Source organism: Arthrobacter sp. BG3, from assembly GCF_056680185.1.
Genome location: NZ_CM155270.1, coordinates 3262095 through 3275249 on the forward strand (window position 1 = coordinate 3262095; position 13155 = coordinate 3275249).

At 66.4% G+C, this 13155-nt stretch carries 12 protein-coding genes and 1 tRNA gene; 9 read left to right on the forward strand and 4 right to left on the reverse strand.

Annotation, left to right across the window (positions count from 1 at the left end):
* The first annotated feature begins 64 nt into the window (after positions 1-64).
* From AC1MFL_RS14685 to AC1MFL_RS14700, 4 genes are all read left to right on the forward strand, one after another.
* Positions 65-862: an SDR family oxidoreductase gene (locus tag AC1MFL_RS14685; protein WP_479810613.1), complete on the forward strand. Its 798-nt coding sequence runs from the start codon at positions 65-67 to the stop codon at positions 860-862.
* A gap of 46 nt (positions 863-908) precedes the next feature.
* Positions 909-981 (forward strand) — tRNA-Ala (locus AC1MFL_RS14690).
* A gap of 466 nt (positions 982-1447) precedes the next feature.
* Positions 1448-1996, forward strand: a complete 549-nt coding sequence (locus AC1MFL_RS14695; protein WP_479815479.1) for a PadR family transcriptional regulator — start codon at positions 1448-1450, stop codon at positions 1994-1996.
* 5 nt (positions 1997-2001) lie between these two features.
* On the forward strand, positions 2002-3714 hold the full coding sequence (locus tag AC1MFL_RS14700; protein ID WP_479810615.1) for an ABC1 kinase family protein: 1713 nt from the start codon (positions 2002-2004) through the stop codon (positions 3712-3714).
* A 162-nt stretch (positions 3715-3876) separates the two neighbouring features.
* Here the strand turns inward: AC1MFL_RS14700 and AC1MFL_RS14705 are convergent, their stop codons facing one another.
* Positions 3877-5061, reverse strand: coding sequence for a metallophosphoesterase family protein (locus AC1MFL_RS14705; protein WP_479810617.1), 1185 nt, complete (start codon positions 5059-5061; stop codon positions 3877-3879).
* A 367-nt stretch (positions 5062-5428) separates the two neighbouring features.
* Between AC1MFL_RS14705 and AC1MFL_RS14710 the strand changes: the two genes are divergently transcribed.
* From AC1MFL_RS14710 to AC1MFL_RS14730, 5 genes are all read left to right on the forward strand, one after another.
* Positions 5429-5806 (forward strand): hypothetical protein, encoded by a 378-nt coding sequence (locus AC1MFL_RS14710; RefSeq protein ID WP_479810619.1) that lies wholly within the window; start codon positions 5429-5431, stop codon positions 5804-5806.
* A gap of 107 nt (positions 5807-5913) precedes the next feature.
* A complete protein-coding gene (locus tag AC1MFL_RS14715) occupies positions 5914-6381 on the forward strand; it encodes a GatB/YqeY domain-containing protein (protein ID WP_301224928.1) in 468 nt (155 codons plus the stop codon).
* A 317-nt stretch (positions 6382-6698) separates the two neighbouring features.
* Positions 6699-7802, forward strand: a complete 1104-nt coding sequence (locus AC1MFL_RS14720; RefSeq protein WP_479810621.1) for a methyltransferase — start codon at positions 6699-6701, stop codon at positions 7800-7802.
* Between the two features lie 54 nt (positions 7803-7856).
* Positions 7857-9449, forward strand: a complete 1593-nt coding sequence (locus AC1MFL_RS14725; RefSeq protein ID WP_479810623.1) for an ABC-F family ATP-binding cassette domain-containing protein — start codon at positions 7857-7859, stop codon at positions 9447-9449.
* A gap of 27 nt (positions 9450-9476) precedes the next feature.
* On the forward strand, positions 9477-9791 hold the full coding sequence (locus AC1MFL_RS14730) for a hypothetical protein (RefSeq protein WP_479810625.1): 315 nt from the start codon (positions 9477-9479) through the stop codon (positions 9789-9791).
* Positions 9792-9827: 36 nt separating this feature from the next.
* Here AC1MFL_RS14730 and AC1MFL_RS14735 read toward each other — a convergent pair whose 3' ends face one another.
* The 3 genes from AC1MFL_RS14735 to AC1MFL_RS14745 all read right to left on the reverse strand — a co-directional run bounded on the left by AC1MFL_RS14735 (position 9828) and on the right by AC1MFL_RS14745 (position 13139).
* Positions 9828-11531 (reverse strand): ABC1 kinase family protein, encoded by a 1704-nt coding sequence (locus tag AC1MFL_RS14735; protein ID WP_479810627.1) that lies wholly within the window; start codon positions 11529-11531, stop codon positions 9828-9830.
* Between the two features lie 65 nt (positions 11532-11596).
* The gene (gene corA, locus AC1MFL_RS14740) at positions 11597-12592 is read right to left on the reverse strand and encodes a magnesium/cobalt transporter CorA (RefSeq protein ID WP_479810629.1); all 996 of its coding nucleotides are present in this window, start codon (positions 12590-12592) and stop codon (positions 11597-11599) included.
* A 7-nt stretch (positions 12593-12599) separates the two neighbouring features.
* Positions 12600-13139 carry an Lrp/AsnC family transcriptional regulator gene (locus AC1MFL_RS14745; RefSeq protein ID WP_479810631.1) on the reverse strand — a complete coding sequence of 180 codons (540 nt, stop codon included), beginning with the start codon at positions 13137-13139 and terminating at the stop codon, positions 12600-12602.
* Positions 13140-13155: the final 16 nt, after the last annotated feature.

Sequence of the window (13155 nt, forward strand, 5' to 3'; positions counted from 1 at the left end):
CCTGACCCAATATCCGGCGGGTCCAAACGGCGCGGAATCAGGCGCGGGCCGGTAGCCTCAGGACATGACACGGATTTGCGTTGCCGGAGGAACCGGCCAGGTGGGCCGGGAAGTCGTGCGGCGGGCCATCGCGGCCGGGCACGGTGTCGCCGTGATCAGCCGGAACCCGCCTCCCGCCGGCTCCCCGGTCCGGACCGACGGCGCGGAGTACTTCGCCGCGGACGTCAGCACCGGCGAGGGGCTGGCAGCGGCACTCGTCGGGGCCGACGTCCTGATTGACTGCCTGGAGGGGAGGTCCGGAAAGGCCCTGAAAGATTTCGCCGACGGCGGCGCCCGGCTGCTTGCCGCCGCCCAGGATGCCGGCGTGGAGAGGGCCGCAGTCCTCTCCATCGTCAACTGCGACCGCAGCAGCTTCGGCTATTACGCCTCGAAGGCGGCCAAGGAACAGATCTACGCGCGGTCCGGACTGGAGACCGTCGCGCTGCGGGCAACGCAGTTCCACTCCCTCCTCGCGGCGATCTTCGCTGCCGGCTCGAAGCTGCGGATCATCCCCGTGATCAAGGGTGCCCGGTTCCAGCCGATCGCACCCGCCGAGGTCGCGGCGGCCCTGCTGGAGGCGGCGCTTGAACCGGCCGGCCCGCGGCACAGCGTCCGGACCATCGGCGGCCCGGAGATCGAGGACATGGGGGAGTTCGCCCGGCAATGGAAGGCCGCCACCGGCTCCCGCGGACGAATCGTCCGGTTTCCGCTGCCCGGCGCGATGGGCAAATACCTGCGCGCGGGGCTGAATCTGGTGCCGGAGGGACGCCACGCCGGTGATACTTTTCGCGGCTGGCTGGCAATGCACGCGGATAGTTTGTAGCCTAGGGACACCGGCAACGCCGTTCCTTCGGGACCGGCGTTGCTTCGGGGCTATAGCTCAGTTGGTAGAGCGCTTCGTTCGCATCGAAGAGGTCAGGAGTTCGAATCTCCTTAGCTCCACAATTTGCAGGGGTTTTTGAACCGCTGGCTGCATGGATAGGCACGTTGATAATGCAGATCTACCCGTTCCCGGACGGCCAACATCTCCTTTTCTACTCGGCCGGCTGAAGCGTCAAGACCAGGCCGGACCCGGCATTTAATCCGGAGGCGCAGAAGAACTCCTTCGACGCAGTCATTACGGATCAGTCCGGCCAGGAAGTGGCCCGCGTCCTCAGTGGCATGTACGGTGATGGCGCTGCCGGGCCGGCGAAGCGGACGGTCCCGGATAGCGCACCGGTGCCGCCAATCAACGACAAGCGGGGCAGGCCACGGAATTCGGCTTTGCCTATGACGAGCACCCCGGGCCCCGGGGCCCCACCCACAGCTAGGGAATGGGGTTTTGCTGGGGTCCGTGACGGCGACCGGCAGTCGGGATGTATCGTTGACTATCGTTGTATATCGTTCGCGGTCCACAGAGGAGAGCATGATGCGTAATTCACACCCGGCAGGCGGCTTTCGCGGCAACAATGTCGACGGCATGTGGCAGGCCGTTGAGGAGCTGCGTTCAAGGTTTGAGAAGCGTTCGGGCACCCGGGCCGGTCGAGGCGAGGTGCGGTCGGCGGTGCTGGCCCTGCTCGCGGAGCGGCCGATGCACGGCTATCAGATCATCCGTGAAATCGAGGAGCGCAGCGGTGGCAGCTGGAAGCCGAGCGCCGGTTCTGTCTACCCAACGCTGCAGCTCCTGGCCGATGAGGGGTTCATCAGCGCCGAAGAATCCAACGGCCGCAAGATCTACTCACTGACGGAAGCGGGCCGGGAGGATGTAGCCGGTGCCGGTGCCGGTGCGTCTGCGCCATGGGAGGCAACGGGCCCGGCGTCGGGCACCGGGTTCGCGGCGCTGCCCAAGGCGGGCGTCGAGCTCGCGCAGGCCGCATCGCAGGTGGGTCGCACCGGCTCGCGGGAGCAGGTGCAGGAGGCCGTGACGGTGCTCAACGACGCACGTCGTCGGCTGTACTCGATCCTCGCCCAGGACTGACGGGAGTGGCGTCGGTTCGTCGGGACCGGGCACTCCCGGTACCCGGCGCCGGGAACACCCGTGCCCGTTACCGCCGCATCCTGCGCTTCGCCGCCTGGCATCTCGCAGTGACCTGGTGGTTTGAGCTGTTCCTGCCCCGGATCGGGCTGGTCAGGGTCGCGGAGCGCACCCGGGCGAAGAGGATGCTTCGCTTCGCGCAGCGCTTTCATGCGCTCGCAGTGGACCTTGGCGGCCTGATGATCAAAGTCGGTCAGTTCCTGTCCTCCAGGCTCGACGTGCTTCCGCCCGAGATCACCAAGGAACTTGAGGGACTGCAGGACGAGGTGCCCCCGGTGGCGTTTTCCGCGATCCGCAGCCTTGCCGAGGCGGAGCTGGGTGCGCCGCTGGAGAAGTTGTTCGCCTCGGTCGAGGAGACGCCGATCGCAGCAGCGTCCCTCGGGCAGGCGCACCGGGCGAGGCTTCTCCCGGGCGATGCCGCCGACACCGGCCTCGACAACGTGGTGCTGAAGGTCCAGCGACCGGGCATCGACGCCATCGTCGACGTCGACCTGGCGGCCCTGCGCAAAGTGGGCGGCTGGCTCAGCCACGTGCGCCTGGTCTCCGACCGCGCCGACATGCCCGCACTGGTCGAGGAGTTTGCGCAGACCAGTCTTGAGGAGATCGACTACCTGCACGAGGCGGCGAACTCGGTGCGGTTCGCTGATGATTTCGCCAACGACGACCGGGTGGGTGTGCCCGACGTCGTCTGGGAGCGGACCACCCGGCGCGTGCTTACCCTCGAAGACGTCACGGCGATCAAGATCACGGACGCGGAGGCGCTTCGCGCGGCGGGCATCGATCCGGCCCAGGTTGCCCCGGTTTTCGCGTCTGTCATGTTCGACCAGATGTTCACGAACGGCTTTTTTCACGCCGACCCGCACCCGGGCAATATCTTTGTCACTCCGGCTTCTGGCGCGTCCACAGAGCGCCCCTGGAAGCTGACGTTCATCGACTTCGGCATGATGGGCGAAGTCCCGGCGAGCACGCGCAGCGGCCTGCGGAAACTGCTCATTGCGGCCGCCGCGCGGGACGGCAAGGGGCTGATGACCGCGATCAGCGACGTGGGTGTGCTGGTGCCCTCGGCCGACACGGTCGAGCTTGAGCGGGCAATGACGCACCTCTTCGCCCGGTTCGGCGGGATGGGCTTCGCCGATCTTCGCGAAGTGGACCCGCGGGAGTTCCGTGATTTTGCGGTGGAATTCGGTGACGTGGTCCGCTCGTTGCCGTTCCAGTTGCCGGAGAACTTCCTGCTCATCATCCGGGCGATGTCACTGACGTCGGGTGTCAGCAGCTCGCTGGACGCCCGGTTCAATCTGTGGGACTCGGTCGAACCCTATGCGGCGCAGCTGCTGCGCGACGAGCGTGGCAACATCGTGCAGGACCTCGCTCAGCAGGCGTTCGATGCCGCAGGGCTGGCCCTGGGCCTGCCGAAACGTCTGGAAGGGCTCCTCACCCGGATCGAGGACGGTTCATTGTCGGTTGCCAGTCCGCGCCTCGAGCGGCAGGTGGCACGGCTCGACCGCACGGCACAGCGATCGGCATCGGCGCTGGTTTTCGGCGCCCTGCTCATCGCAGGTTCCGTGGTCCGGGCCGACGACTTGGTGCTCGGCAGTGTGCTGATGATCGCGTCGCTGGTTCCCCTGCTGCACGGGCTGTGGGCGGGCCGCAGCGGCCTCTGAGTGGGCCGGTGCTGTCCCGGTGACGGTGCCGGCGAGGAGTGACGGGGCCCAGCCGATCAAACTGGCTGAGCCCCTGCGCGTTTAGCCCTGGGAGATGGGAAGCGCACCATTCCGGCTCCAGACGCTTCGTTCGTGCCCGCCCGGCCCGTCGCCGAGCCCTCGTTAGCGTTGCGGCGGATTCAGCGGGAGCGGAACTATGGGCTGGTCATTGGCGGCAAGGTCAATGCCGAGATCCTTGGCGAATACCAGCCGGGTGTCCTTGTAGATTCCGGGGTAATTCTCGTCCAGTTCGAAGACACGCGCACCGCGCAGACGGTTACGTTCAGGGCCGGGCAGTCCGTAGGCACCGAATCCGGTTCCCGGGGCGTAGCCGAGCTGAACACCGTAGTAGTTGCCTACATAAGTGTTGACGTGATCGTGCCCCACGAAGTAACCGGCCACATCCCCTCGTTCCAGGAAGGCATTGAACAGGCCCGAGTTGACGGGTCCAGGGCACTCGTCCTCGTTCCGCTCGCCCACTATGCTGTGTCTCTTGACCGCACGCGCGTGATCCGCATCTGTTCGCGAGTCGAGGCCGCCGAACCACATATTGCGGTGCTCATGAAGCGCGATATGGCCCCACATGAGGGAAGGGATCTTCTTTCCGTACTTTTTCTCTGCTGCGATTGACTGATTCCGGTACCACGAGACCTGGTCCATGCGCACCCAATCCCAGCCCGGGTAACCCTCGAAGTCCTGCCCGTCGATGCTGTCGGGGGCATACCGGCCGGTGTCGATGAGCCAAAGCGCAAAGGCCGGAGCTTTTGACCTGGAGGACTGGATGAGCAGTTGCGAGTTAGAGGTACCAGTGAGTCCCGGTACGGAGTCGGCGTTCAAATTGGAATCGTAAGTCTGCAGGAATTCCAGCATCTTGGCCTCGGTCATTCCAGTTCGCTGCACCGAGTCTTCGTCGTGATTTCCGAAGGTTACGGCCCATGGGATGTGCCGGCGTTCCATGGGCTGGACCACATGGTTAAGCGCTTGTTTGACCTCCAGTTCGGAGTCGCATCCTCCATTGATGACATCTCCGTTGATGATCACAAAGTCCGGCTTTTCCGTATCAAGGGTCCGGTCCATGAGTTCGATTGTGCGGCGGTCTGTCTGCTCGTCGTCTTGGGTGTCGTTGAACTGAACAATTCTGAATGCGCCTTCTGGGCGAAAGGCTAGCGTCGGCTTTGGTGCCTTGGCGCCTGGTGTTGCCATGCTCGCCGCTCCGGTAGACGCTGTAATTCCCAATGCCCCAAGCACTCCGGCAGCAGCCAAAGCCGCTCGCCTGCTGAGTTTGGGCTGGTGGATACCTGTCGTCATTGCGACCTCTCTTGATCATTGATACGGCCCCAACGCCGGCCGCTGGCCTCTCGAGACGGTACGAGACAAAGGCGTCCAGCGCTGAAACAGGCAGTGAACGCACAGCAATTGGGACCGCAACCCTGGCCGCCCGGCCGCTGGGGGACACCTTGGACGGCGGGAGCCGGGGCTTTCTTGGCGGACGAGGAGGCATAGGCGTTGCCATGGGATCCGACGTCCACCGCCGACGGAAGCAGACTGGCGTAGGATCCGGGTACGGACACATACAGCTACGGGAATCGGACGAGGCCGTGGCGGGACGTCACCCTGACGCCCCCCATGGCACTGACCGCCACGTTCCAGTTCACCAAAAAGACGCAGGAGCCTCATGAAAGGATCGTCCCTCGTGGCCCGGACGGCGTGGGCCGGCGCCGCAGCCGCGGGAATCGTCCTTATCTGCCTGGGGCTGGGCCAAACGCTCTACATCGGCACAGTCACCAACGCCTTTGAACGGGACCGGCTGGGCAGCACGCTCATCCTGGCCGGAGCCATTGTGGGCCTGAGCGCCGCCGGCTGGTCGCGGTACCGGGGCGATCCGTTGTGGGTCACCGGTATGGTCGCGGCTCCGGGCGCAGTCACCGGCGGGCTCAATCTCGTAGCCGGCGGAAGCCTGCTGCCGCACTTCGGGGCGCTGGCCGCCGTCCCGCTGGGACTGGCCGGGACCATCGCCGCCGTTACGGTCCGGGTGCGCCGCATCCGTTCCTGAGCACGCGCGAGATCGCACCCGGGCCGCATCCTTCTGTGGGCGAGTTCCCCTCGCCGCCATGCAACCTGGCGCAGCCCGATATCCTGTCCAGTGAGACGAGGAGAATCATGACCACCCTGAAAGAACGCCTGCACGCCGACGTCGTCGGCCACATGAAGGACCGCAACAAGGTTGCACTCACTACGGTTCGCAACGTCCTGGGCGAAATCGAGACCCGCGAGAAGTCCGGCAAGACCCCGATCGTGCTGGACGACGCCCAAGTGACGTCGCTGCTGCAGAAGGAAGCCGCCAAACGCCGCGACACCGCCCGCATCTACACCGAGGCGGGGGAGTCCGAGCGGGCCGCGGCGGAAATCGCCGAAGCCGAAATCATCGAGGCGTACCTGCCGAAGGCACTCACCGCAGCCGAGGTGGAGGCGATCGTCGATGAGGTGATCGGTGGCCTCACGGCCGATGGCACCGAGCTGACCATGCGCCAGCTGGGCGCGGTGATGAAGCCGGTGACCGCGAAGGTCGCCGGACGCTTCGACGGCAAGGCCGTCAGCGAGATCGTGCGCAGCCGCATCCCGCAGTGACACAGTCCGTCCCGCCCGGGAATCCGCAGCCCGGGCCGGACGGCTGATTCCTGCCGGCAGTCGCCTGTATCCTGAGAAGGTGCGTCGAATGGCAGTATCCGCCATTATCAAGCGCGGTTCGTGACCGGACGACTGTCCGAAACCCGGACCGTTTCCCCGGCGTCGCGGAATCCCGCCGCAAACGTCAGTCTCCGATCCGCCCCTCGGACTCTGGGATTGGAACCCTTATCGCAACCGCAGTTCCGGACAGCCCCCCGGCAGGCCCGACGGCCGCCCCCGCGTCCCCGCAGGCCCCCGCAACGGATGAGCCTGCCGTCGTGACATGGGCCGAGGCCGGCCACAGCCGGACGGCCCAATGGCGGTCCGCGAACGGAAGGCCCGCACCCGCCCGCGTTGAAGTGGTCACCGACTCCCTCACCGCTGATGAGGCGAACCGGATGGCGTCCCAGGGCATCGCAATGCTCTGGCAGGGCGACTTCCACAACGCCCGGCAGATCCTCAATGCCCTGGACCGGCGGGTGGGCACCGGGAAGAAAAAAGCCGCCGACACCCCGGCCGACGAGTTCTACCGGCACCGCCAGTCCCGCTCGCACCGCGCACGCGTTCTCGGCCTGCTGCTGATCCCGCTTGATCCGGGCCCGGTGGTGCCGCTGCGGCGCTCCCCGGATATCCGGGCGGCCGCCATGGAAGCGTACGGCGACATCAGCGAGCCTTCCGTGGTGTCCCTCCACGAACTGGTCGGGGCAATCGGCGCACACGAGTGGCGGCGCAATGGCGTCTACGTCGATGCCCTGCAGGACCGCATCCGTCCGCACTACGGCACGTTCTTCCCGACCCGCAGCGAGTATGTCGATCTGCTGGCCGCCGCTCCGCTGCCCTCTGACATGCTGGCGTTCGACGTCGGCACCGGCACCGGGGTGCTCGCCGCCGTCCTCGCCCGCCGCGGCGTGCACCGCGTGGTGGCGACGGACAATGAACCCCGCGCGGTTGCCTGCGCCGCCGAGAACTTCCTTAATCTAGGTATCCAGGACCGTGCGGAGGCAGTCCTGACCGACATGTTCCCGGCCGGCCGTGCACCGCTCATCGTGTGCAACCCGCCGTGGATCCCGGCCACGCCGCATTCCTCCCTGGACAATGCCGTCTACGACCCCGGCAGCCGGATGCTGTTCCGTTTCCTGAACGAGCTTTCCGACCATCTGGCGCCTGGCGGTGAGGGCTGGCTCATCCTCTCGGACCTGGCCGAACACCTGGGCCTGCGCTCCCGTGACCAGCTGGTGGGCGCCATCGAGGCGGCCGGGCTGAAGGTGCTGGACCGGTTGGACACCAGGCCAACCCACCCCAAGGCATCCGACCGCAACGATCCTCTGTTCGCGGCCCGGGCGGCCGAGGTCACCTCGCTGTGGCGGCTCGCGACCCGTTAGTCCCACGCCCCGCCACCCATGCCGTTCTGACCCTTAATCGAAAGTGAAATACCCATGAGCTTGATCCGGCTGCAAGACGTCAGCGTGCGCTTCGACAACACCCAGATTCTCCGGGAGGCATTCTTCCGCCTCGAGACCGGCGACCGGGTGGGCCTGATCGGCAAGAACGGCTCGGGCAAGACGACCATCCTCAAACTGGTCCTCGACCAGGTGACCCCCGACACCGGCACCGTCACGCTGGAACTGGGCACCAAGGTGGGCTACTTCTCCCAGTTCTCTGAACTCAACGGGGAAGCCACAATTCTTGAAGTGCTCGACGCCCTGTTCACCGAGATCAAGGCGATTGAAGCCGAACTGGCCGACATTGACGGCGCCATCGCCGCAGACCCCGCGGCAGCCGAACTCGACCGACTCATCGGCCGCCAGGCCGAATTGTTCGAGGACATGGACCGGCTCGACGGCTGGGACTACCCCCGGCGCATCGACACCGTCCTCACCACGCTCGGCTTCGACGAGGCCCACCGCAACTGCGCCATCGACGAGCTGTCCGGCGGCTGGCGCAACCGTGCGGCCCTGGCCAAGATCCTGCTCGAAGGCCCCGACGTGCTGCTGCTGGACGAGCCCACGAACTTCCTGGACGTGGCCGGCGTCGAATGGCTCGAAAGCTGGTTCCGGGACTTCAAGGGCGCCGCGATCATTGTCTCGCACGACCGGAAATTCCTCGACGCCGTCGTCACCCGGATCATCGAGGTGGAAAACTTCCACCTGCACGAATACCCGGGCAACTTCGGCGAATACGTCGTGCAGAAACAGTTCCGCCTCAAGAACCTCGAGCAGCAGTTCGTGCACGAATCCGAGCTCCTGGCCTTTGAAGCCGAAGGGATAGCCGACCGCCGCGAGGCTGCCAAGGCGGCCGGCCGCGGGCTGGGGAACCAGCTGGCCAAGATCAAGAAGTCGCGCACACCGCGGCCCGTGGACCAGATCGTCACCGAGATCTATGGCGGCCTGCATGTCAAGGATGTCCTCTGCCGGGTGGAGGGACTGGGCAAGTCCTACGGCGAGAAGCTGCTCTTCGACGACCTGTCCTTCGAGATCCGCCGGGGCAACCGGATTGTGGTCCTCGGCTCCAACGGCAGCGGCAAGTCCACTCTCCTGAAAGTGCTGACCGGCGAAGAGCGGGCCGACTCCGGTGAGGTGGCCTGGGCCAAGGGGCCCGGCTTCGTCTCCTACAACCAGATGCTGGAGGACCTCGACGACGCCGACACGGTGTCCCACGCGGTCAACGCGCTGCCGGACAGCCTGGCGTTCAGCGCCACGAAGAAGTCCGTCAACCGGTTCCTCGCGATGTTCCAGTTCTCCGAGGCGGACCTCAAACAGAAAATCGGGAACCTCTCCGGCGGGCAAAAGGCCCGGGTGGCCATGGCGCAGTGCCTGCTGTCCGGCGCCTCGGTGCTGCTGCTGGACGAACCGACCAACCATCTGGACATGTCCAGCACCCAGGTCATGGAACGGGCACTGGTGCATTTCCCCGGGGCCGTCGTGGTGGTCAGCCACGACCGGTTCTTCAGCGAGAAAATCGCCAACCGCCATCTGGTGTTCGGCGCTGACGGTGCGGCACCGGGCGAGATCGACGTCCGCGCGGCCTAATGTCCGCAGCCGCAGGATAATGGAAGCATGACCAAAAAGGATCAGGACCGCGACCCCTGGGACGAGTTCGACAGCCTCAAGCCGGCCGGGCCCGACCGCGTGGGCGGATACCCCGGGGGTGAACCCGTAGGCTTCGGCTTCCGCACGGGCGTCCGCAGCGCGAAGGTGGCCATCGGCTTCGCCGTCTACGCCCTGACCCTGGGAACCATCCTGGTGGTGATCGGTGCGGTGGTCTTCATCGGCCAAAGCCAGTGGCTGCTGTTCGGGCTCATGGTGCTGATCGAGGCCGTCTTCGTCCTGGCGTTCAGCCGGCTGCTCGCGCAGGCACGGCAGCGCCGCTGACAATCCCTGTGCAGAGAGTCCCGGCGCGGCCGGCGGCTACTTCCGGTTCCGGGAGGTCAGGGCCAGGTAGGCCCCGAGGGCGCCGACCCCGCCGATGCCCGCGGCGAAAAGAGTCTTCGGCCAGTTCCGCCAGCGGTCGGGCTGGACCGACACCAGGTCCCCGACGGCATTGATCAGGGCGGCGGTGATGAGTCCGGCGACGATCCGGTTCCCGGTCTTGTCCGCCTTGTCCATCAGCCGGTCCAGCTCATCGACCCGGAAATGGATGTCGATGCCACCGCGCTCCAGGACATCCACCATCCGGCGGATGATCTCCGGCGCGTCCGTCCCGAGGCGCAGGGCTTCCCGGCCGAGCTTCTTGAGCCGGTCCGCGAGGGCCTCGGGGGAGAGCGAGCCGAGCAGGATCTTCTGCGTGAAGGGGCCCAGCTGGGTGGTCAGCTCGAATCCGGGATCCAGCTGTTTGCCCAGGCCGTCCGCCATCACCAGCATCTTCAGCATGAGGGCTATGTCCCGCGGCAGCCGCAGCCTGTGGGCGCGCAGCAGGGCCGCCAGTTCGGTCAGCACCGCCACAATCGGAACCTCCGCGAGCGGCCGGCCGGCGTAGCGGTCCACGAGCCGGCCCAGGGCCGTTTGCAGCTCGCCGAATCCGCCGTCCGGCTGTGCCCCGCACAGGCGGACCAGTGCCGTGGTCAGCCGTGCGGAGTCCTGCTCCACCACAGCCAGGAGCATCCGGACGAGCTGGTCGCGGGTGGAGTCGCTGACGTGGCCGACCATGCCGAAGTCGATAATGCCGAGGCGCCCGTCGTCCTCCACGAAGAAGTTTCCCGGATGCGGGTCGGCGTGGAAGAAGCCGTCCTCGAACACCATCTTGAGCAGGACGCTGCAGGCCGTCCGGGCCAGCTCCCGGGCATCGATCCCGGCTTCCCGCAGCGCGGCGGCGTCGTTGACTTTGATGCCACGGATGCGTTCCAGCGTGAGGACCCGTGAGGTGGTCGTGGCCCAGAAGACCCGGGGGATGTGGACGCGGAGGTCGCCCGCGAAGTTCGCGGCGAACTGCTCCGCGTTCCGGGCTTCCTGCACGTAGTCCAGCTCGGCGCGCAGGGTCTGGGAGAACTCGTCCACGAGGGCTGCCAGGTGCAGGCCGGCGGCCCGGGTGGAGGCCCGTTCCGCCCGTTTCGCCAGTTCGGCCATGATCTCCAGATCCTCATTGATCTGGGACACGACGCCGGGCCGGCGGACTTTGACCACGACGTCGACGGGCTGGCCGCCGCCGGCGGCGCCACCGGAGTAGCCCGGTTCAGCGTCCTGCGCTTCCACGCTGATCCGGCCGCAGTGGACCTGGCCGATGGATCCGGTGGCCAGGGGCGAGTCCTCCAGTGACTCGAGCAGCTGTTCCGCCGCGGTGCCGAGCTCCTCGGCGATCACAGCGCGGACTGCTGCGGCAGCAATGGGAGGGGAATCGTCCTGGAGCTTTGCGAGCTCGGTGGCGTATTCCGGCGGCAGCACGTCGGTGCGGGTGGACACGATCTGGCCGAACTTGATGTACACCGCGCCAAGGTCCTCCAGCGCGAGCCGGACGCGTACCGGCATGCTGACGCCCCGGGGCGGAAGGCGGTGCTGCCGCAGGGTCCCGTCGGCAGGGCGGAGCCGGTCCAGCCCGAGGTTTCCCAGTGCGAAGCCCAGTCCATGCCTCGTCAGGGTCTCCACGATGTCCCGGAACCGGTCCCGCCGCGCGCTCATGACGCCAGACTACACGGCGGTGTTGCGGCCCGGCCTGCCGCCGGGCCGGGGGCCGGAGCCGCCCGCTAGAGCCAGCCCTTCTTCTTGAAGATGGTGTACATCAGCGTGGCGGTGGCGGCCATCAGCCCGATTGCCATCGGATAGCCGTAGGTCCACTGCAGTTCGGGCATCCGCTCAAAGTTCATCCCGTAAATGCCGGCGACGAAGGACGGTGCGAAGAAAATGGCCGCCCAGGACGAGATTTTCTTGACCTGCTCGTTCTGCTCGGCACTGGCCTCGTTCTGGCGGTTGGCCGTCAGCGTCCCGTCGAGGGTCAGGGCGTTCTGCAGGAGGTCCCGGAAGGAATCAGCGCGGGAGATCAGCCGCTCCACATGGTCCTCGACGTCGCGGAGGCTGTGCTGCAGTTCGGTGTCCACGTGGTACTTTTCGAAGCCGCGCCGGAGCTGTTGCATCATCGCCGGGAGCGGATGAATGGCGCGCTGGAAATGGATGACCTCGCGGGCGAGTTCGTAGATGCGCCGGGACACGAGGGGGTCGCCGCTGAAGAGCTGGTCCTCGATCTCGTCGATATCATTTTCCAGCCCGGCCACCACGGGACCATAGTCATCCACCACCTGGTCCATGAGCGCGTACAGGACGGCTTCGGGGCCGTGGCACAGCAGGTCCGGGCGCCGTTCCAGCCGGTGCCGGACCTGGCGCACCACTCCCGTCTCGGCGTGCCGGACGGTGACTACGAAGTTCCGGCCGGTGAAGACGTGCAGTTCGCCGAACTCCACCGTCTCGGTTTCATCCAGGTACCGGGCGGGCCGGAGCACGGTGAACAGGTTGTCGTCGTAGCGTTCGAGTTTGGGGCGCTGGTGCGCGGAAATCGCATCCTCCACCGCCAGCCCGTGCAGGTTGAATTCGGCTGCGACGGCAGCCATCTCGTCCGACGTCGGCCGGTACAGGCCAATCCAGGCCATGCCCCCGTGCTCGGTGAGGGTCTCAAAGGTCTGCTCGAGGTTCCGCGGCTCGACGCTGCGGATGCCGTCAACGTAGACGGCGTTGTCGATGATAGTCACCGGGACATTATCCAGTGTTTACCTTGGGTTCGTCGGAACCGCTCCGGCGCGACGCGGCCCGGCCGGGAACGAGGGAGCTGCCTTGGGCCAGCCGGCTGATCAGCGGTTCGGTGCGGTACGGGATGTGCGTGTGCAGGGCGAGGACCGTCTCGGTCCGGATGACACCCTTGATCCGGAGGATCGAGCGCAAGGCGGCCTGCAGGTTGTGCGTGTCGGTGGCCACCACGCGGCACCACACATCGCCGCGTCCGGAGATCTCGTGGACTTCCAGGACCTGTGCAAGCAGGCGCAGGGCGCCCACCACGCCGTCGAGTTCCCGGTGGTTGACCTCGATCGTGACGAAGGCGACGACGTCGTAACCCACCGCTTCCAGATCGATTTCGCGGCCGCCGTCGTGCAGCAGGCCCGAACGCTGCATGCGGCGCACGCGGGACTGCGCGGTGTTGCGGGCGATGCCGAGTGTTTCGCTGAGTTCGCCGATCTGGATCCGTGGATCCCGGATCAGTTCCAGCAGGATCTTCAGGTCGGTGGGGTCCAGGCTGTTCAAATCATCACTCCGGTTC

Coding starts and splice junctions, on each gene's coding strand:
- AC1MFL_RS14725 (WP_479810623.1), top strand. CDS start 7,857: ATGAGCTTGATCCGGCTGCAAGACGTCAGCGTGCGCTTCGACAACACC.
- AC1MFL_RS14735 (WP_479810627.1), bottom strand. CDS start 11,531: ATGAGCGCGCGGCGGGACCGGTTCCGGGACATCGTGGAGACCCTGACG.
- AC1MFL_RS14715 (WP_301224928.1), top strand. CDS start 5,914: ATGACCACCCTGAAAGAACGCCTGCACGCCGACGTCGTCGGCCACATG.
- AC1MFL_RS14695 (WP_479815479.1), top strand. CDS start 1,448: ATGCGTAATTCACACCCGGCAGGCGGCTTTCGCGGCAACAATGTCGAC.
- AC1MFL_RS14705 (WP_479810617.1), bottom strand. CDS start 5,061: ATGACGACAGGTATCCACCAGCCCAAACTCAGCAGGCGAGCGGCTTTG.
- AC1MFL_RS14730 (WP_479810625.1), top strand. CDS start 9,477: ATGACCAAAAAGGATCAGGACCGCGACCCCTGGGACGAGTTCGACAGC.
- AC1MFL_RS14710 (WP_479810619.1), top strand. CDS start 5,429: ATGAAAGGATCGTCCCTCGTGGCCCGGACGGCGTGGGCCGGCGCCGCA.
- AC1MFL_RS14685 (WP_479810613.1), top strand. CDS start 65: ATGACACGGATTTGCGTTGCCGGAGGAACCGGCCAGGTGGGCCGGGAA.